An 18,008-nucleotide genomic window follows, 5' to 3' on the forward strand; every position below is an offset into this window, starting at 1 on the left:
GGCCCGCAGGACGAACAGTCGGCACTCTTCGAATTGCGCGGCCGTCGCGCGGCCGGCCGGACGGGGCTCGACGATTGTTTCCGGCTCGCTGCCCAGCCGACCCACGAGAGAGCCGCCAGGGGGAGTCTGCGGGCCGGGCGTGAAGCGTTGCCTTGGCCACTCTCCCGCGTGGCACGCAGTACCGACGACAGTCGGGTGCCAAGTGGGTGAATCGTGCAAAACGGCGCGCCGGGAAGCGTGGTCGAGTGGAAGTCGACAGCTCGAACATGGGCGAAACGGTCGTATCTGGGCTGGAAAAGTGCGCGAGGGTACGGCAAAATGGCTCCTCGTCGGGGGCCACGCCTTCGGCACAACGAAGCCCCCGCTGGTGGGCTTCAGGTTCCTGGATGAGAACCGAAAGAACCGTTCGAATCCGGTTGGCGCCGGTCGAACAGCCTTCAGGAATGGTGAGCTTCCTGGTGGAAGAGGGGGATAGCTGAGCCTCGGAGTGTTGGCGCACTCAACGGGCTGAGCGTCCCCGGCGGCCCTAGGGCCCGCGAAGCGGGTGCCGCCTCAGATCGCTACGACGTCGTCGCCTCCCCAGAGGAGCCGCGACACGGGGCGTCGGCAGGATGCGCGAACACCCCACCGAAGGGCCAGCTGACGCTCGCGCGCTGCTGGCACCACGGCGGGGTGCTGTGTGTCTGGGGTCGGGTACGGGTACCCTGAATCATGTCGATCACCTGAAGGGTTGAAACGGGGTGGTCGGCAGGCCGCCGGACTCCTTCCACAAAGTCCGTTGGCCCGCCCCCTCGACTTGCCAAGGTCGCGGGGGCCATTTTTTTCTCGATCAAGCTCGGGGACACGATACTCCCCCTCCGCGACCCACGAGACCCCGAAGTGGTACGTGTCGCAGTTTGCTGCCGCGGTGCCGAATCAGCCACCTCCATTCCACAGTGAAGACCGGTCAGACGGGAAAACCCAGGTCGTAACGTCAGTTCCTCCAACGGGGGGATCAGCTTCTGACCCCACATCAAAGCTCCTTTGCTCAAGGAGATCTGTGAATCCCGCCCGAGGGGCGATAAGCACCCAGCGCGTCCCGCCCAGGGGGACATATCCTGGCCGCCATACAATGCGCCCGCGCTGACCCGACAGAGTCGCGACAAACCGCGAGCCCGCAACAACCCCTGAGTAGGCTCGCCACCGTGAAAAAGCGCCTGGCCTTCTTCGACCTCGACGGCACTCTGGTCGACCGGCAGTCGGCGCTCAGCAACGCCGTGACCGCCCTGTGCCACGCCCACAGCCTTCCGCCAGCGGCCAAACCATGGCTCCACACCGAACTGGCCGACCGTGCTCACGCCGCCGACTTCGCCCGGCTCCGCGACGCCTTCGACCTGAGCATCCCCAGCGCAGTCCTGTGGCACAACTATGTCGAACTCATGGCGGTCGCCGTCACCTGCCGCCCCGAGATCCACGAGGGCCTGGCCCGCCTGCGCGCGGCCGCGTGGACCATCGGCGTCATTACCAACGGGGCCGGCGACATCCAGCGCGCCAAGCTCGCCGGGAGCGGCCTCGCCGACCTGGTCGACGGCGTCGCCGCCTCGGGCGACCTGGATATCCGCAAGCCGGGCCGGCGCCTCTTCGAGCTCGGGGCCACTCGGTGCGGCGTCAACCTCGCGGGCGGCGGCTGGATGGTCGGCGACAACCCGGCCGGAGACATCGGCGGCGGCCACCAGGCTGGCCTGCGCACCATCTGGCTGCGCGGCCGCCCCTGGCCTGACGAACTCCCCGCCGCACACCACGTCGTCGACGACGTCACCGACGCCATCACCATCCTGCTCAACGAGACCTGGGAGTAACACCGTGGACCAGCCGACCGTCGGCATCCTCCACCCCGGCAGCATGGGCGCGGCCGTCGCCGCCTGTGCCGCGACCAACGCGGCCGCGGTCCTGTGGTGCGAGACCGGGCGCAGCACCGCCTCCATGGAGCGCGCCACCCGGTTCGGCCTGACGCCTGTAGCCGAGCTGGCCGAGCTGCTGGACCGCAGCGACATCGTCATCAGCCTCTGTCCGCCGGCCGCCGCAGAGGACCTGGCCCGCGACGTTGCCGGGCACCGCTTCGCAGGGGTTTTCGTAGAGGCAAACGCCATCAACCCTGAACGTGCGCGGCGGATCGCCACGCTGCTCGGCCCGGACACCTCCGTCGTGGACGGAGGTGTTGTCGGCTCCCCACCGGTCGAGGGCAAGGCGCCGACCCTGTACCTGTCCGGACCGACCGCCGCGACCGAGCGCATCGAGGCGCTCTTCGTGAGTACCGCTGTCCGGACAGCGACTCTGGGCAGGGAGATCGGCAGGGCCTCCGCGTTGAAGCTGGCGTACGCGAGCTTCCAGAAGACGTCCCGCGTCCTGGTCGCGCTCGCCGTGGGCATCGCCCGTGAGTACGGCGTCGACCAGGAGCTCATCGAGATCGCATCCCGACGTACCGACTCGTACCTGGCCGAGCCGCAGTACGTCGCCAAGACCGCAGCCCGCGCCTGGCGCTGGGGCCCGGAGCTCGAGGAAGCCGCCGACGCGCTTGCGGCCGCTGGCCTGCCGCCGGAGATGCTCCGCGCGGCCGCGGCCACGTTGGCACGGTGGCAGGCCAGCAAGGACGACACGAAGCTCACGCTCGATGCCGCCCTCGACCAGCTCGCCAATCCGCTCACGCCGCCGGACCTTGCGACCGACGCGACAGGGTTGCCTGAATGAGCCGTGCGGCCTGCGGAGGCTGTGTCAGGTCTGTCCTGAGGGTCAGATCGAAACGGAATGCGGCGTGCGCGGCGAGATCGGCCTGGGTCTCCTCCCACACCGTGATCCGCTTCGCCGTGTCCGTGTCCCCACGGCCCTGCGAGCGCTGTTCGGTCACCGCTTTCGGGCACCACATCAGCACGGTCAGCCAGTCGGCCGGGTACCTGGCGAGCACGTCCTGGACCCCGACAATCTGTCCCAAGTGCACGACCGGCACTCCGCCCGCGAACGCGGCGTCGAGGCCGGGCCGGTCGATGACGTAGACGTTGCCGTAGCGCTCGTTGCGGTAGATGACGTCCCCAGCCGCCTCCAGGCCCGTCAGATCCGAAAGGGCCCCCATACGGTAGCCGTTCGTCTTCCCAGAACCGATCTTCAGCCGGGTGAACTGTACGAACGCGCGGTCAGCCTTGGCCAGCGCCGCCGTGACCGTGTCTTTGCCTGACGCTGGCGGGCCGTACAGGATCACTCCCCGCGTCATACCGGCACCGCTCCGATCGCCTGCCGGGCCTGGTCGGCCAGCGAGATTGCCGCGCCCATCCGGTTGTCCACGACCAGGTGCGGGACAACGGGCCGCAGGCCGATGTCGACCGTCTCCAGGTACTCGTCCCACCGCTCTAACTTCCACGCATCGCGTGCCGCGCCGCGGTGGGCGATGTACTCGTGCATCGACTCCACGTCGCACCGTACCCAGATCGGTGCCACGTCGACTCCGTGCGATGCACATCGGTTGATCAGCCGAAGCATCCACTGTTCGTCCGTGAGTTCTGCGATGAACGGGGCAGTGACGACCGCGCTGATGCCGCACGCCACGTGCGAGTACACGGCCTGCATCAGCGCGGCGTACTCGGCAGGGCGCACCTTCTTGCGGTACAAGTCCGTGTGTCGGTCGTGCGGCTGGGATCCGAGCGCGGCCAAAAGCGGCTCCACCAATGGCCGGGTCAACGGGTCCTTGTCCACCAGCGGCCAGCCTGTCAATTGCGTGATGAACCTGGCGAACTCAGTCTTCCCAGACCCGGCGTACCCCCCCACCACCACGAGGCACGGTCGGTGAGGGTCCCCGCCCGTACGCCGTCGCTTCCATGCCTCCATCACTCGCTGCTGCCAGCGATACCCGTCGTACCCAGCGCCATCCGAGATACGGGTCAGCGCACGCTCCACGGCAATGACATGCATCCCGTTGCGATGCTTCTGCTCAGGCAGCGGACTGACCTCGAACTGCGTCTCCTCCCCTGGCAGCGCTGGCCGGAACCCGAGCGAAGGCTCCGTCGCGCGATACAGCAGACAGTAGGCCCGGCGGTACGGCGGACCCGGATAGCTCTCACCAGTCTCGTGTTGGCTCAGAGTCTGCGGATTCGCAGCAGGCACATCCTTCAACTGGGCCTGCTCAGCAACGAGTCGCAGATTCTCTCCAGCCTCCTCCAACGTCAAACCGTGAGCCTCCCGGTGCTCCCTGAGCTTGTCCGGGCGCCATCCCGCGCGCTTGCCCACCCCGTGCTCCTCCGTCTGCACCATGATCCGGAGCCTAAGCACAGACCCCGAAATGCGGTGTGTAGCTAGTCGTTGAAAACGCGTTGAGGAAGTCGTTCACCGAAGTGACGAGCCGTTCGTGATGTTCCTCCGAGCCTCCACCAGGTGTGATTGCCCTCACAGACAACGCGTGGAGGCCCCACATGGTCGGACGAGCCATGGCTAGTTCAGGACAAGGGCTAGTCCGGGACAGGCATCTGAGTATCTGGCGCGTAGACGTCCTCCCAATAACCGAGAGGCCCGTTCTCGTCGTGGAAGGTCTGGGTGGTGACGAGTACGGCTACCGATACGTGCTCAGGGGCGTCGACTTCAAGCGCATCGAGTTCCTGCTGCGATGCCTGCCTTGCTCGCGCCGTGCGCTGGCCCTTTACTACCTCTCGGTCGGTCCGCTCGGTATAGAGGTCGGCCCAATACCGCTCCATCCTGCCCTCGCCCGTGAGTTCGGGAACAACGGCAGTTGTCTGTGGCGGGTAAACCGAGACGCCAACCGTTCTGGCCTGACCGTCCTGACGGAAGGTTCGGATTCGGATGACAACCTCGTCCCCGGGTTCCAGGTTCAGTGCTTCACAAATCCTGGGGTCGTCCAGCGATCGGTGCATGACTCGGTGGCTAGCCGAGGTTTCCCCGGGCGCGTAGCGAAGACCGTTCCTTGCGATCCGGTCGACGCGATCGGCCCCTGTGATCACTGTAGGCGACGTTGTTACAACCGTTCCCAGGGCACCTCGGGAAGCGATGAGTCCCTCGCTCTTCAAGAGGCCGAGCGCACGACTCACCGTTTTTGCTGCGACGCCGAACTCGGAACGGATGTCTGCTACCGAGGGAAGAGTGTCACCCGGCGCGAGTTCGCCGTTTTGGATCTGCTGACGGTAGTGGGTTGCCACGTCGGCATACCCCTTGCCCGCTCCCTTGTACGGCATGCGGCGCTCCTCTCGGCCTGTCGGTTAGACCTTACCTACCGAAGGTACATCTTGCACTCATGAAGGTACAGCTCTTGCTTGCGTGACCTTATGTGTGTACCTTCACTCCCATGAAGGTGCTTCAAGTACCTTCGCTTTAGAGATATGTACCTACGTGTGGACGTCTAGTTCGCGCTGTGTCCATCGCGATCAACTGCATATGTCTGGCTGTCCGCTGCTTCCATGCGCGGCCGGGGTGACGAGTACGACGCGGTCCTTCGGAGCACAGCCAGGTGAGCCACCAGCAGCTATTGCGCTGCCCGCCGGCCAGGAGCCGGGCCCTGTGCCCGCGCTCCTGGCCGAAGGAGAACGCAATCGCTACCCAGGAGCAACAGATGCGTCATAACGGACGTCCCCCGGTCAAGGCCAGCGAGATGCGGCCCGAGAACCTCAGCCTCCGTGAGAACGAGCCCCGCCTGGTGGTCTGCGCCGACTGCGACACCTGGCGCCTACTCAAGCGTTCGATGATCACACCGCACCGGGCCAGTGATGCCACCCCGGACCGTGAGACGCGCCGCTACTTCGGCGACAAGGCGGCAGGCGGGCGCCGCTGTCCCGGCAGCGCGCAGCGGATCATCATCGACATCACCACCGAGCAGTGGGCCGAGCAGTTGCTGACCGCTGAGAGCACCGCGGCTGGCCGGCGCACCACTCGCCCGGTCCGTAAGCCCCGTCCGCAGGTGGCGCCAGCACCGGCTCAGATCAGCCCGGCCACGCGGTCCCTGCGGGAGCAGCTCACCGAGCACCTACAGGACGACTGCTCGCGTTGCAGGTCCGGGCACTGCGGCACCGCGGTCGAGCTGCGCGGGCGGATCCGTGCCGTCAGTCAGATCACGGTCCCTGCCCTGTACGGGCAGTTGCGCGCGGCGCTGCGGCAGCACCGCGCGGCCTGCTCGCCGTGCGAGGCGGGCGTCGCGCCGTGTGAGGCGGGCCGCCGCCTCACCGCCCGGATGGCTGGGCTCGCCCAGGACCAGATGCGCAACACCCGTCCCGACCTGTACCGCGCCACCCGCCAGGTCCCGACGATTCACCTCACCCGCACCGGCTTCGTGGTTCGGAGTGCGGCCTCGGGCAGCCGTCGGAGCTGAGTCTCGGCGCCTCGTCAACTTTCCACGCACACCTGATCTTCGCCCGGTGACGAACGACTACGGCCCGTGCCACCCCGATTGACCGGTGGCACGGGCCGTGGCTGCTCGTACAGCAGCTACCGGCTCCCGACTTGGAGCCGGAAATGCGACGAACCCCAGGGGCGCAACCCTGGGGTTCTCAGTCGCAGGCCCATCTTCGCGTGAGAGGACCAACCTGCATGCACAGCATGACATTGCCCGCGCCGGAGGTCGACAGGCCCGGCCTGCCGCCGGCGGCGGACCCGCACGAGCGCGACGGCCGCCGGCCCTCCACTCTTCCGGCCCGCCCCCACCCCACCCGCTCCTCCCAGCACATGCCGGCCGATCCGACGACCCTGGAAGCGCTGCGCCGGGTGATCGCCGATCAGATCGGCCCGAGGTCCCCGGGGGCCATCTACCAGTCCGAGGCGGGAGGCCGCTTCGAGGTACTGGCCGTGGTCCTGGACCCGGAATCGGCGCGTGCGTTGCTGAAGCGCCGCGGCGCGCAGTGGGCGCTGATCGTCAAGGACGTGCTGCGCCCGGCCTCCGACCCGGTCGCGATCGGCACCGCCTGGGCGAAGGGCGACTACCTGGTCCGCGAGGGCAGGGAGGCGCGGCCCTGCGGGGCCTGCAGCGGGAAGGGCGGCAAGACGGTTGACACCAGCAGTGACGGTGTGACCCGCAAGCACTGGCAGACCTGTGGTATTTGCAAGGGGACGGGGGCCGCCCGATGAGCGCCATGGTCACTGCCCGGATCAACCCGCTGTCCAGGGCGGCAGCGGCAAATGACGCGTGCGTCCTGTGCGGCTATTGGAAGTGCCGCTGCCAGAAGGCCCGCCTCGCCCGGTCCGCCGGTGGAGGCGGAGCAGTCCTGCGGCTCCTGCAAGGGGACGGGAACTGGCCGGTGACAGCCGGGCTGTACGAGGACATGGAGGACCAGGACAACGAACTCGGTCCCGAGCCGGAGCAGGATGAGACCGAGTGCTCCCAGCGCCTGGTCCTGCGGGTGGTCATCCCGACCGTACCGAATCCGACAGCCATGCCGTTGCAGCAGTGCGCCGGCTGTGGCGGCTGGTTCGGGGTCATGTCCTGGTACTGCTCCGCCTGCCGGATGCGTACCTCGGTGACCGGCCGAGCCAGGACGGGAGCGGGTGTCGGTGGCTGACGACCTGTACGTCCGCTACCAGACCGCCGACGCGAAGTACCGGGCTCACCGCGGCTCCTGCACCACCTGCACGGACGCTGTCCGTTGCGGGGCGGGCGGCCGGTTGTACGAGTCGTTCGCCCGGCTGCAGGACGCCTACCTCACCCGCCAGCAGCAGCGCCGCTGATCTCCGGCATTGCCCGTCGCCCCCGCTCCTGCTTGTGCCGGGGCGGGGGCGGTGGAGAGCGCCGGGAGTACCCGTCCGCTCCGTCTGTCCGGCTGCACCCGGACTTTGAGGAGGCAGAACATGATCAAGAGTTTGATGGCCAGGCAGCGGCACCACCGTCTGATGAACGCGGCGGAGCGTGTGGTGCGTGACGCGGAACTGAGTCTGACGAGCTCGACGGACCAGGTCACCCCCACCCAGGTCGTCTGGCTCGCGTTCGCCCGGTACCGGATGCGGATCGACGAGGCCGAGGCCGCCGACTACCTCGCTGCCGCCCTGGTCGCCCGTGGCCACGGCACCTGCCACCGGCCCGCCGCTTCTGCCTGACGGCTGCCCGATCCGCCCGTACGGCCGCCCAACCTCCGGGGCAGGGCACCCGTACGGGCGGTGACAGGGAGCCGGACAGTCCGGACCACAGTCGAGGGAGGCCACATGGCCACGACGATGACCCCGCTCCAGCCCGCGCCCGGCACGGAGGCCGCTGCCCAGACCGCCGCTTTCGCGATCTTCGGCAGCGACATCCCGCCGATCGACCCGCAGGACTACAGCGGCAGCTGGCGCACCACCCTCCACGTCATCGCGGAGGAGTGGGTCGGCGAGGGCCGAGTGCTCCGGCACGCCGCCCGCACCGCGACGGTGATCAACGAGTTGGTTGCCATTGAGCGGTTGTTCGGCGCGGGCTCGCCCGAGACTGCCGAGGTCGGTGTGCGGCTGCGGCCGCTGCTCGACCGGTGCCGCCAGTTCGGCATCACCGCGGACGACCTCCACCGCTGCGGCGCGCAGCTCCCCAGGGCCGGTGTTACGGCGGCCTGACCCGCTCACCTCGCGGTGTCCGGCCTGCGCCGTAACCCATGAACAAGGAGAAAGAACTTGAGCGAGAACAAGAAACGGATGGGCCGTTCGCCGCGGGGGGCGGTCCTGGGCGTCCTGGGGATCGTCACCCTGGGCGTGGCCGCCCTGTCGGTGTACGTCAGCTACCAGATCCTCGAACCGCGGTTCGGGGGGTGGGCCGTCCCGGTCGTGGGCGCCCTGGACGCTCTGTGGGTCATCTTCCAGGCGACGGAGATCCTGGCGGGCAACAACCGCTCCCGTGCCTGGCGTGTCCAGTACGCCGGCCTGGTGCTCACGGCCGTCAACGCGGCCATTCCCACGGCCGATCTGGTCCTGACCGGGGGCTTCGACCTGGCCGTGGTCCTCACCCCGCTGGCGATCGTCGCGACCAAGGTCGCGTGGTGGGTGACCCTGCCCTCCCTGGGGCGCAGGACTTCGGCCGCCACGCGGAACAGGATCGACGGCAAACGCCAGCAGGTCGCCGACCGCCTCGAGGAGATGGAGGCCGAGGCATCCGACCGGATCGAACTGCTGAGGGCCGCGGCCGCCCTGGAGCGCCGGGTCGCCAGGGCCGAGACGGGCTACCGCAGGACGCAGCTCAGGATCCAGCAGACCATGACCAAGAACCTGCACCGGCAGGCCGAGGCCACACAGAAGACGGTCCTGAAGAAGGAACTGCCGGACTTCGTCGCGGCGATCGGGCTGCCGGACCTCGACACGTGGACACCCACGGCGCCTGCCCTGCCCGTCACGGCCGACCGTGACGCCTCCGGCCCCCAATCGCCTGTTCTGCCCGCAGGCCGTGACGCCGGGTCCGCAGGCGCCACTGGCAGTCACGCAGGCCAGGACGGGGACGGTCCCGGCCGTCACGGAGACCGTCACGCCCACCGTGACGGCGGCCGTGACGCCGTCACACTCGCCGACCTTGCGGCCGTCGCGGGCGTGCCCACACCCGAACCCGGCGAACAGCTCACCGATACGCAACTCGGCGTCGTGCTGCGCGACCTGCGCTACCACGACGATCCGCCGCTGTCGTACCGGCAGGCCGTCGCCGCGTTCCGGGAGGCCGGCTTCGTCGGCGGCGAGAAGCGGGTCCGCCACGCCTGGGGCGCGCTGATGGCCAACGAGGAGACCACCGCGCCCGCGCGCACCGAGACCGCCGAGGGCCGCGAGGACGCCGACGAGAGCGAGGACGACCCCGAGGACGCGGACGCCTGACCCGCCCGTCCGGCACCACCAGTGAGGGCCAGCCCGGGTGCGGGCTGGCCCTTGCTGCGACTGCCGGAACACAACACGCAGTCGACCGGTGCAGACCCGGCGAGTGACCCGGCGAGCGCGCACGCGCGCAGACCCGGCGAGCAGACCCGGCGAGCACCGCCAACAAGCCCAGCGGACACCGAAATGAATGGAGGGGGTGTGGGGAAGAGGAAACCCCAGGCCGCAGCGGAGGACACCTACGGACAGGCGGCAGGCGCGATCGGCGTGCTCGTCATCGCGTTCGGCGTCCTCACCGCGATCAAGGACAAGCTCGGCCTGTCATGGCCGGCCACCGTCCTCGTCACCGCCGGGGCACTGATCGCCCTGGGTTACCTGGCCTGGAAGGCGAAGACAGAACTCAGGCGGCGCTGGTCGAGCGAGGGGAAACCCGCTGTGAGCCTGAGGCAGGAAGCGCCCACGCAGGCGCCGGACGCCCAGGCGGAGGACGGCGAGGCAGTCCAGGCCGCCGGGGCTGTGCCGGCCGTGCCGCATCCGGAGCTCACGGCGGCACTCGCCACGGCCGGTGCCATCGGCCGGGAACAGGTCATCCGGGACGACGAGACCACGGTCACCGATGTGCCCACGGGAACGCTCTACGAGTTCGCGGTGCCCAAGGGGCGCACGTACGAGGACGTCGAGAAGAAGCTGGGCACCGTGGCTGGCATGTTCGGCGTCACCCGGCTGCACCTGAAACTGGAGCGCAGCCGCCAGAACGAACGCCTCGTCAAGCTGCTCAAGCTTCACGAACCCCCGTTCACCCACGCGTTCCCGGCCCCGACCCGCCAGGAGATCGAAACGTTTGCCGGAATCCCCTTCGGCCACGACGTCACCGGCCAGCTCCACGGGGTGCCCACCTTCGACAAGGCGTCGATGCTGGTCGCCGGAATGACACAGATGGGCAAGACCACCCTGGTCAACGGGCTTATCACCTGCCTGCTGATCGCCTACGGCGAATTCGAACTCTACCTCCTCGACGGCAAGTTCTGCGGCCTCACCAAGTTCGAGAAGACCGCCACCCACTACAAATCGTCCGACGACCCGGAAGTATTCGAGGGCCTCGTGGACGAGCTGAACGAACGCTCCGACAGCCGGTACCAGAAAATCACGGAAGCCATCCGTGACCGGCGGCCACTGCCGGAATTCAAGCCGGTCATCTTCGTGGTGGACGAAGCGGCCGACTTCTTCGCCCACGACGAATCGAAAAAAGGCAAAGAGCAGGCGCGGCGAATCGCAGAAAAGACACGGTCCCTGGTGTCCAAGTCCCTGGAATCCGGGATCTCCACGATCCTGATGACACAGCGCCCGGCTGCGAACGCAATCCCGGTCCAGGTCAGGGATCAATTCCTGTACCGGCTATGCCTCTACGTCGCGTCATCCGGAACCGCGAAGGTCGCCCTCGGCGACACCTACTTCGAAACGGTCGCACCGATCAACCCGGCGCTCCTGGACCCGGACATCAAGGGACAGGGCGTCCTCTTCGTCAAGGGCCGGTCCACTCTGATCCGGGGATTCAACTTCGAGGACAAGTTCATCTGGGACGTGGTGGACGAAAGAGCCACCAGGAGTATGGAGGCGCTCCCGGAGGGCTCACCGATCAGGCGGGCCATCGACCTGATGCAGAGCAAGGGAGTGGATTTCATGACCACTCCGGACCTTGCTCCCGTGCTCGGGGTTCTCGAAGACGACCCGTCGACACGCGGAAGGGCACTCAACGAGCTGCTCGGCGGTCCTCCCACCCACAAGACCTCCCAGGGGCGCGGCTACCGCCTGGAGGACCTGACCGCGTTCGCGATGTCCGGCTCATGACCGCCTCCGGGCACCGCCATGAGGTCCGCCATGGCACCGCCACACAGCCGCCCGTGACCGCCATGGCACCGCCACGCATGGCGGCCCCATGGCGGTCTGAAGCAACGTCATGGCGGCCTCTCATGGCGGATCTGACCTGCGGAAACACCGAATACCGTCCGTAACTTGGAGATGAGGCTCTTGAGAGGCTCCACAGCGGTCACAGCCGGGGCCCTGGCCACTGCGGCCGTGGTCGTGACCGCCTACGTGCAGGCCGCCGGGAACAGCCCGGCCGGCTCGGCACTCAGCATGTCCGTCCCCGCCGCATACCAGGCACTGATCGAGGACGCGGGAAACACCTGCCCCGACATCAGCCCCAACCTGCTCGCCGGACTCCTCACCCAGGAATCCGGATTCGACCCGACCGCCCGGTCCCCCGCAGGAGCGCAAGGAATTGCGCAGATGATGCCGGGAACCTGGAAAACATACGGAGTCGACGGAAACGGTGACGGGAAACGCGATGTATGGGATCCCGAAGACGCGATCCCCTCGGCGGGGAACTACCTCTGCGCAATAGCCCAGGACGTCAAAAACGTGCCCGGCAGCAAGCAGAACAACATCCTCGCCGCATACAACGCGGGCCCCGGCGCCGTCCAGAAATATGGCGGCGTCCCCCCGTACGACGAGACGCAGAACTACGTTCGGTCGATCAACGCGCTCGTCGGCGCACAACCGGGCGCCAGGGGAAGAAAAGCAACCACCGCACAGGCCCAGACAGCCGTCGACACGGCGAAAGCACAGATCGGCACCCCTTATTCCTGGGGCGGCGGCAACGCGAACGGCGCCAGTACCGGTATCTGCTGCTCACCCAGCGGAAAGACCGGAATAACAATCCGTGGCTTCGACTGCTCCGGCCTCACCCTCCACGCCTACGCGAAAGCGGGAATCAGTCTGCCCCGCACGGCGGCCCAGCAGTACACCGCCTCCGAGCCGGTAAAACCCGGCGACGTCCGCCCCGGCGACCTCGTCTTCTACGGCGACAGCGCCGCGAGCATCCACCACGTCGGTATCTACACCGGGGGCGGCTGGATGATCGACGCCCCCAGGCCCGGCACAAAGGTCCGCTACTCCCCCATGGATTCCATGCCCGACCTGTTCGCCGTTGCCCGACCTGTTTCCCAGAACAACAAGGAGATCTGAAATGCCCAAGTCCCCCTCCCTCATGCTGGCCGAGCCGATCGACATGAGCGACGGCTTCACCGACTTCTTCGACACCATCGGGATGACCGGCGGCGGCCTCGTCACCAAGGGCATCGCCGCTGTGATCGCCGTCATCGCGATCAGGATGCTCCTGCAGCTGTCCAACGACCCCAAGGGCGCCCTGCGCAAGGGCTCGATGGCCATGGGCACTCTCTTCGTCGCCGTCATCCTCGCCCTGTACGGCAGCGAGCTGTTCTCCACCGTCACCGAAGCCAAGGGCTGACCCCGATGCCCGACAACAACCCCTGCGACGGCATCCGCGGTACCGCGAAGGAGTACTGCGAGCGCGGTCAGGGAGGGCCTCCGGCCGACGTCGAGGGAGGCGGCGGACTCACCGAAGGCGCCTCCGAGCACGTCAAGGGCCTTGCCGAGAACCTGATCGATGCGATCAAAGGGCTGCTTGCCCCTGGTGAGTTGTGGGCGCCGGAGGAAGCGAGCGGGATGTACGAGCCGTTTCTCTGGCTCGGGCAGCATCTCGCGGTGGCGATCTTCCTGTGTGTCGTCGTCGTGTGTGCCCTGACCGCCTGGCAGGGCACACCCCGTCTGAAGCAGATGGGGGCCTCGACCGGGTGGACGCTGGCGGCCGTGGCCGGCATGGCGTCCGTCCCCGGCGCGGTGATGCTGCTGAACAAGGCCGTGAGCAACGCGTTCACGGCCGCGTTCAACAGCAACGAGTCGACCCTGTTCGGCGTCATCAGCCACGACCTGGAGCAGGGGACGGACGCGGGGAACCCGCTGGCGACCATGCTGATCACCGCCGCTCTCGTGGTCGCTCTCGGCTTCGCCGTGCTCGTCTTCATGGTGCGGCAGCTCGGCATCCTGGCGTTCGTCTGGCTGGCGCCCCTGGTGCTGGCCTCTCTGGCCCGGGGAGGTGACATGTCCGCGGTACGGGCGTGGGCCTCACGGCTGATGGGACTGATGTTCGCCCCGTTCGCGCTGCTGCTGATCAGCCCGTTCGTGCCGCTCACCGAGGGCTCCCTGGTGATGGACGCCGTGCTGCTGGTGGCTGCGGACGTCCTGATGCTGCGGATGATCTTCCACGGTGTGCCGTACATCGGGCCCCGGGTCGCCAGGGCAGCCCGCGTGATGGTGGAGCGCAACACCACCCACCCGGCGGCGCTGGCCGTCGTACGCGCGGGTGTACCGGCGTTCTACGAAGAGGAGTCCACCCCGCGCGGACCGCGCACCGTGGACACCCCTGGCCGGTCCATGTCCCGTGACCGCGGTGTCCTGCTCGCCGCCTACGGCGTCAAGCAGGACAAGCGGCCGGGACGGCTGACCACCGAGTCCGCCGTCGCGAAGACCCGCCGGGAGGAGACCGAACGCGCGGCCCGCAACGTGCAGATCGTCCGTGCGCGCCAACAGGCACGGACGGACGCCGGGGTACCCCCGGCAGGCGCACGGCCCCGCGCCACGACGCCGCGCGCACAAGGCGGCGCAGCGCCGCAAGGGCAGGGCGGGCAGGGCGGCACCCAGCCTCCCCAGCCGCCTCAACCCCGCAACCCGTAAGCCGCTCCCGGCCCCGGGGTTCACGTTCCTGCCCTCGGCAGGGTGACGCGATCCCCGGGGCCGGCCTGTTCCGCCCCCACCTCTTCTTTCCTGTTGGAGGAACTGCTTTGTACTCGTTGACCCCCGGCTACCGTGTGCCCGCTCTCCAGCGCGGACTCAGCCCGGCCGAGACCCTGCTGACGAAGGCAAACGCCGGTGCCGGTGCCGCGATCCTGGCGTCGGCCATGATCAGCCCGCCGCCGCTGTGGGCGTTCGGCGCTGTGGGCGCGGTGGGCACGCTCCTCAACGTGGCGCCAGGCCCGCGCTCGGCCGCCCGCTGGGCCGCCGTCGGCTACCGGAGCCTGCGCGAACGCACCGTCCCGGCCTCCATGACCGGCCGCCCCGGAGCTACCGCCCACTGGGCGCTCCACCCGGGCCACGGCACCATGCAGGACCCCGGGCGGCGGGCCGCGTTCCACCAGGCGTTCTCCCGGGCGCTGACCTTCGCCGCCGGACAGGCACGCAGCGCCGGTGTCCAGGTGCATGTCACCCATCACGCCACCGTGGGCACGGACTGCACGGACCACACACAGACCGTCTCCGTCCACGTCCCCAAGGGCCTGACCGGACAGCCCGCCCGCGTCCTCGCCACCCTGGAAGGCGAGTTCGCGCGGCTGGGAACCCTGACCCCCATCGAGCCCGGCCCCGTCGCCCAGGTCACCGGCCGCGGACCCGGCTGGATCGGCCTGGACGACCGGTACGCGGCGACCGCCCGTATCACCGGATGGCCCGACGCCACAGGCGGCGACCTGATGCACCGGCTGCTCCTCGGCGACGGCCACACCGATCAAGATCCGCACTTCGCCAACGATTGCTCGATCGGAGTGCTCTACCGGCCGCTCCCGGCGGCCCAGTCCCGCCGCTCCGCCCGCTGGCAGTCCGCTGCCGCCGAAGCCTTCACCACCGACAAGGTCAAACAGGACGCCCTCCAGATGGCCAGCGGCACCACCCACGGCGCCCTGGTGCACGGCGACACCCTCGTGGATCTCGACGCCTGCCTCACGGTGTGGGGCGACAGCCCCGAGGCCGTCACCGACGCCCGCTGGCACGCCTCCCTCATGGCCGACCGGCACCGCATCGGCCTGGACTGGCTAGCCGGCCAGCAGCACCGCGCTCACGTGATGACCAGCCCGCACGGAGCCTCCACCGCGAAAGGGGCGATCCTCTGATGATCCGCCTGCCCTCCAGCCACGCCGCGATCACCGTGCCCCTCGTCGCGTCCAGCACCCGGTTCCCCGGTATCCCGATCGGCCGGTCGCTGCTGGACGGCAGGGCCTTTCACCTCTCCCCCGTACTCACCGACGCCGCGATCCTGCCGTCCACGAACTCGCTGGCGCTGGGCGGCCTCGGCTCCGGGAAGTCGACCACCGCCAAGGTGCGCATGCACCGCGAGATCCGCGACCACGGCCACCAGGTCGTCGTCATCGACTCCTTCGGCGAGGACACCACCGCAGGCGAGTGGCGCCCCCTCGTCCACGCCCTGGGCGGCCAGGTTATCCAGGCCGGTCAGTTCACCCTCAACCCCGTCTCCGGCCTGTTCGCACCCGCAGTCCGCGAGCAGTTGATCCGCTCGCTGATCCTCGCGGTCGAGCCCGGCGCACTCAGCCACCAGGCCACCCACGCACTCCAGCACGCCCTCACCCACCCCAAGGCCACTTGCCTGTCCGGTCTGGTCGATGCTCTCGTCTCCCCTCAGGACGGCCGCTGGCCCGCCGCGAAGCTGGAACAGTGGGGCGAGGGAGCGGCCATCGCCCTGTCCCGGTACACCGAGGGATCCCTTAGCGGCATCTTCGACGGCCAGGATGCGTCCCTCCCCGACACCGACCTGCCGATCCTGTCCTTCGACTTCACCGGCCTCGACCGCACCAGCCCGGCGATCCCCTCCCTCATGGCAGCGGTCTCGTGCTGGGCGGAGCACGTCTGGCTCCCCCAGTCGACCGCCGCGCACCGTCACCTGGTGCTCGAAGAGGCATGGCAGATCCTGCTGTCCCCGGCCACAGCCGGAATGATCCAGAGGCTGCTGAAGAACAGCCGCAAAGCCGCGCTGTCCCTGGAAGCCGTCATGCACACTCTGTCCGACCTAGGCGACGGCCTCGCCCAGGACCTCGCCCGCTTGTGCGAGATCGTCCACGTCGGACGGCTCGGGCCCGAGGAAGCCGCAGCCGTCGGCGCGCTGCTGGGCCTGCCCCAGCACGCGATCGACGCGATCCCCACACTCGGTCCGGGCCAGGCCGTCTGGAAGGTCGGCCCCGACTACGTCGACATCATCCAGACCCTCCTGACCGACGACGAGGCCAACCTCACCGATACGTCCTCACGCCGCCGCCACGCACAGCAGACCCTTCTGACCGAGGAAGACCCGGCGACCGGCCAGGAGTCCGGCGCCCTGCCCGCACAGGACGACGGCACGGACGGCTACGGGCCCGGCGAACAGGCCCGGACCGAAGAGGAGTTCGCAAGGCACCCGGCCAGGGACCACGGAAGCGAGCACTCCAGCGGACCGACCAGCCCCGGCCGCACCGGCGCCCCGGACGCCGACGAGCAGGACTGGGAATGGGACATGCCGCACAACGTCGTGGACCTCCGGCACGCGATGGCCCTCCAGGCCGCGCGGGAGGGCCGGTTCGGCGAGGCCGCCGACATCGCGGCCATGGGAGAGCGGGAAGACATCGCCGCGTACGGCATCAACTCCGACCAGGCCGCCTCCTGGCTCGCCACCCGCGCCCAGGTGGCTGATCTGTGCGGGAACCCCGACCAGGCCGCCCGCCTTCGCGCTACCGTCGCCCGCATGGGCAAAGACGCCGAATGGTTCGAGCAGCCCGGTACCAGCAGCACTGTCCCGGCAGAGCCCCACGAGCCAACTTCCGCTCTCCCCCCGCAGACACCCGCCAGTCCGTCCAGCAGGACTCCACGGTGGCCCTGGCGCTACATCGCCGCGATCGCGGCCCTGGCGTTCGTCACAGCGAGCGTCTGGCAGTACGCCGACATCGAGCAGCAGCGCGAGGAACGCAAGGCCACCGCCGACGCCTACACGGGAAGGTCGGGAGCTGAACTGCGTATCGATGGTGTGAACGCCGACCTCGTTGCTCGCTGGAGTAGTGACAGGGACCAGGTAGTGGTCGAACTCCGCTCGTACTTCGACCCCAACGCCAGGTACCTGCGGCTGGACGCCTCGGGGAAATCCGACAGCAGGGTGCGGGAGAACGGGTACTACCCCAAGGACCCGGAGATCGTGCTGCCGGTGGCCGATCCCCTTGCTGACGTGACGGTCCGTGTGGCCGTTGGCGGAAAGAACTGGAAGGACGGCACCCGGGTCGCTTCCCAGGAGATCAGGCTGTCCCCCACCGGCATCGCGTACGACGCGCAGACCGGGAAGAAACTCCCCTCCGACCTCTGACAGGTCGCTCCCCGGAAGGCTGATGGCCTGTACCCCCGAGCCTGTCGGGGGTACAGGCCATCAGCCTTCCTACAGCACCGCCCCCTACCCGCTGCGTCCCGGTCGTCATGGCCGGGACGCATTTGGCGATGCCCGACCAGCCAGAACCCTCATGCTTCGGTCGCTCCGCTGGGTCTTCGCCCACTCGAACCGTGGGCGAAGACCC

General features: G+C 68.6%; 18 protein-coding genes. 15 read left to right on the forward strand and 3 right to left on the reverse strand.

Going from position 1 to position 18,008, the window contains the following annotated elements; translation table 11 throughout:
* Positions 1–1,184: 1,184 nt before the first annotated feature.
* The gene (locus ACIQNG_RS35380) at positions 1,185–1,838 is read left to right on the forward strand and encodes an HAD family hydrolase (protein WP_401490866.1); all 654 of its coding nucleotides are present in this window, start codon (positions 1,185–1,187) and stop codon (positions 1,836–1,838) included.
* 4 nt (positions 1,839–1,842) lie between these two features.
* Positions 1,843–2,727: a DUF1932 domain-containing protein gene (locus ACIQNG_RS35385; protein WP_401490868.1), complete on the forward strand. Its 885-nt coding sequence runs from the start codon at positions 1,843–1,845 to the stop codon at positions 2,725–2,727.
* On the opposite strand, the gene ACIQNG_RS35390 is transcribed toward ACIQNG_RS35385, so the two are convergent.
* From ACIQNG_RS35390 to ACIQNG_RS35400, 3 genes are all read right to left on the reverse strand, one after another.
* Positions 2,681–3,232, reverse strand: a complete 552-nt coding sequence (locus ACIQNG_RS35390; protein ID WP_401490870.1) for a guanylate kinase — start codon at positions 3,230–3,232, stop codon at positions 2,681–2,683. The genes ACIQNG_RS35385 and ACIQNG_RS35390 overlap by 47 nt on opposite strands.
* Positions 3,233–3,240: 8 nt before the next feature.
* Complete coding sequence (locus ACIQNG_RS35395) at positions 3,241–4,278, reverse strand: AAA family ATPase (RefSeq protein WP_401490873.1); 1,038 nt, start codon at positions 4,276–4,278, stop codon at positions 3,241–3,243.
* A gap of 194 nt (positions 4,279–4,472) precedes the next feature.
* The gene (locus tag ACIQNG_RS35400; protein ID WP_401490875.1) at positions 4,473–5,210 is read right to left on the reverse strand and encodes a GntR family transcriptional regulator; all 738 of its coding nucleotides are present in this window, start codon (positions 5,208–5,210) and stop codon (positions 4,473–4,475) included.
* 374 nt (positions 5,211–5,584) lie between these two features.
* Between ACIQNG_RS35400 and ACIQNG_RS35405 the strand changes: the two genes are divergently transcribed.
* The 13 genes from ACIQNG_RS35405 (at position 5,585) to ACIQNG_RS35465 (ending at position 17,803) form a co-directional block, all read left to right on the forward strand.
* Positions 5,585–6,337: a hypothetical protein gene (locus tag ACIQNG_RS35405; RefSeq protein WP_401490877.1), complete on the forward strand. Its 753-nt coding sequence runs from the start codon at positions 5,585–5,587 to the stop codon at positions 6,335–6,337.
* A 218-nt stretch (positions 6,338–6,555) separates the two neighbouring features.
* Positions 6,556–7,089: a hypothetical protein gene (locus ACIQNG_RS35410; protein ID WP_401490879.1), complete on the forward strand. Its 534-nt coding sequence runs from the start codon at positions 6,556–6,558 to the stop codon at positions 7,087–7,089.
* On the forward strand, positions 7,086–7,520 hold the full coding sequence (locus ACIQNG_RS35415) for a hypothetical protein (RefSeq protein ID WP_401490880.1): 435 nt from the start codon (positions 7,086–7,088) through the stop codon (positions 7,518–7,520). The genes ACIQNG_RS35410 and ACIQNG_RS35415 overlap by 4 nt, the downstream gene beginning before the upstream one ends.
* Positions 7,513–7,686 carry a hypothetical protein gene (locus ACIQNG_RS35420; protein ID WP_401490882.1) on the forward strand — a complete coding sequence of 58 codons (174 nt, stop codon included), beginning with the start codon at positions 7,513–7,515 and terminating at the stop codon, positions 7,684–7,686. Before ACIQNG_RS35415 ends, ACIQNG_RS35420 begins: the two co-directional genes overlap by 8 nt.
* A gap of 120 nt (positions 7,687–7,806) precedes the next feature.
* Positions 7,807–8,052 carry a hypothetical protein gene (locus ACIQNG_RS35425; RefSeq protein WP_401490884.1) on the forward strand — a complete coding sequence of 82 codons (246 nt, stop codon included), beginning with the start codon at positions 7,807–7,809 and terminating at the stop codon, positions 8,050–8,052.
* A 105-nt stretch (positions 8,053–8,157) separates the two neighbouring features.
* Complete coding sequence (locus ACIQNG_RS35430; RefSeq protein ID WP_401490885.1) at positions 8,158–8,538, forward strand: hypothetical protein; 381 nt, start codon at positions 8,158–8,160, stop codon at positions 8,536–8,538.
* Positions 8,539–8,595: 57 nt separating this feature from the next.
* On the forward strand, positions 8,596–9,774 hold the full coding sequence (locus ACIQNG_RS35435) for a hypothetical protein (protein WP_401490887.1): 1,179 nt from the start codon (positions 8,596–8,598) through the stop codon (positions 9,772–9,774).
* 198 nt (positions 9,775–9,972) lie between these two features.
* A complete protein-coding gene (locus ACIQNG_RS35440; RefSeq protein ID WP_401490889.1) occupies positions 9,973–11,619 on the forward strand; it encodes an FtsK/SpoIIIE domain-containing protein in 1,647 nt (548 codons plus the stop codon).
* A 228-nt stretch (positions 11,620–11,847) separates the two neighbouring features.
* A complete protein-coding gene (locus ACIQNG_RS35445) occupies positions 11,848–12,798 on the forward strand; it encodes an NlpC/P60 family protein (protein WP_401490891.1) in 951 nt (316 codons plus the stop codon).
* Position 12,799: 1 nt separating this feature from the next.
* On the forward strand, positions 12,800–13,081 hold the full coding sequence (locus tag ACIQNG_RS35450) for a hypothetical protein (protein WP_401490893.1): 282 nt from the start codon (positions 12,800–12,802) through the stop codon (positions 13,079–13,081).
* A 5-nt stretch (positions 13,082–13,086) separates the two neighbouring features.
* Positions 13,087–14,367: a hypothetical protein gene (locus ACIQNG_RS35455; RefSeq protein WP_401490894.1), complete on the forward strand. Its 1,281-nt coding sequence runs from the start codon at positions 13,087–13,089 to the stop codon at positions 14,365–14,367.
* Positions 14,368–14,474: 107 nt separating this feature from the next.
* Positions 14,475–15,575 carry a hypothetical protein gene (locus ACIQNG_RS35460; protein ID WP_401490896.1) on the forward strand — a complete coding sequence of 367 codons (1,101 nt, stop codon included), beginning with the start codon at positions 14,475–14,477 and terminating at the stop codon, positions 15,573–15,575.
* The gene (locus tag ACIQNG_RS35465; RefSeq protein WP_401490898.1) at positions 15,575–17,803 is read left to right on the forward strand and encodes a hypothetical protein; all 2,229 of its coding nucleotides are present in this window, start codon (positions 15,575–15,577) and stop codon (positions 17,801–17,803) included. The genes ACIQNG_RS35460 and ACIQNG_RS35465 overlap by 1 nt, the downstream gene beginning before the upstream one ends.
* Positions 17,804–18,008: the final 205 nt, after the last annotated feature.

This window comes from Streptomyces sp. NPDC091377 (assembly GCF_044757045.1).
Lineage (GTDB): Bacteria > Actinomycetota > Actinomycetes > Streptomycetales > Streptomycetaceae > Streptomyces.

What these genes read in the sequence shown, in the direction of transcription:
- ACIQNG_RS35395 (WP_401490873.1), bottom strand. Translation starts at nt 4,278, where the DNA reads ATGGTGCAGACGGAGGAGCACGGGGTGGGCAAGCGCGCGGGATGGCGC.
- ACIQNG_RS35400 (WP_401490875.1), bottom strand. Translation starts at nt 5,210, where the DNA reads ATGCCGTACAAGGGAGCGGGCAAGGGGTATGCCGACGTGGCAACCCAC.
- ACIQNG_RS35405 (WP_401490877.1), top strand. Translation starts at nt 5,585, where the DNA reads ATGCGTCATAACGGACGTCCCCCGGTCAAGGCCAGCGAGATGCGGCCC.
- ACIQNG_RS35410 (WP_401490879.1), top strand. Translation starts at nt 6,556, where the DNA reads ATGCACAGCATGACATTGCCCGCGCCGGAGGTCGACAGGCCCGGCCTG.
- ACIQNG_RS35415 (WP_401490880.1), top strand. Translation starts at nt 7,086, where the DNA reads ATGAGCGCCATGGTCACTGCCCGGATCAACCCGCTGTCCAGGGCGGCA.
- ACIQNG_RS35425 (WP_401490884.1), top strand. Translation starts at nt 7,807, where the DNA reads ATGATCAAGAGTTTGATGGCCAGGCAGCGGCACCACCGTCTGATGAAC.
- ACIQNG_RS35430 (WP_401490885.1), top strand. Translation starts at nt 8,158, where the DNA reads ATGGCCACGACGATGACCCCGCTCCAGCCCGCGCCCGGCACGGAGGCC.
- ACIQNG_RS35450 (WP_401490893.1), top strand. Translation starts at nt 12,800, where the DNA reads ATGCCCAAGTCCCCCTCCCTCATGCTGGCCGAGCCGATCGACATGAGC.
- ACIQNG_RS35455 (WP_401490894.1), top strand. Translation starts at nt 13,087, where the DNA reads ATGCCCGACAACAACCCCTGCGACGGCATCCGCGGTACCGCGAAGGAG.
- ACIQNG_RS35465 (WP_401490898.1), top strand. Translation starts at nt 15,575, where the DNA reads ATGATCCGCCTGCCCTCCAGCCACGCCGCGATCACCGTGCCCCTCGTC.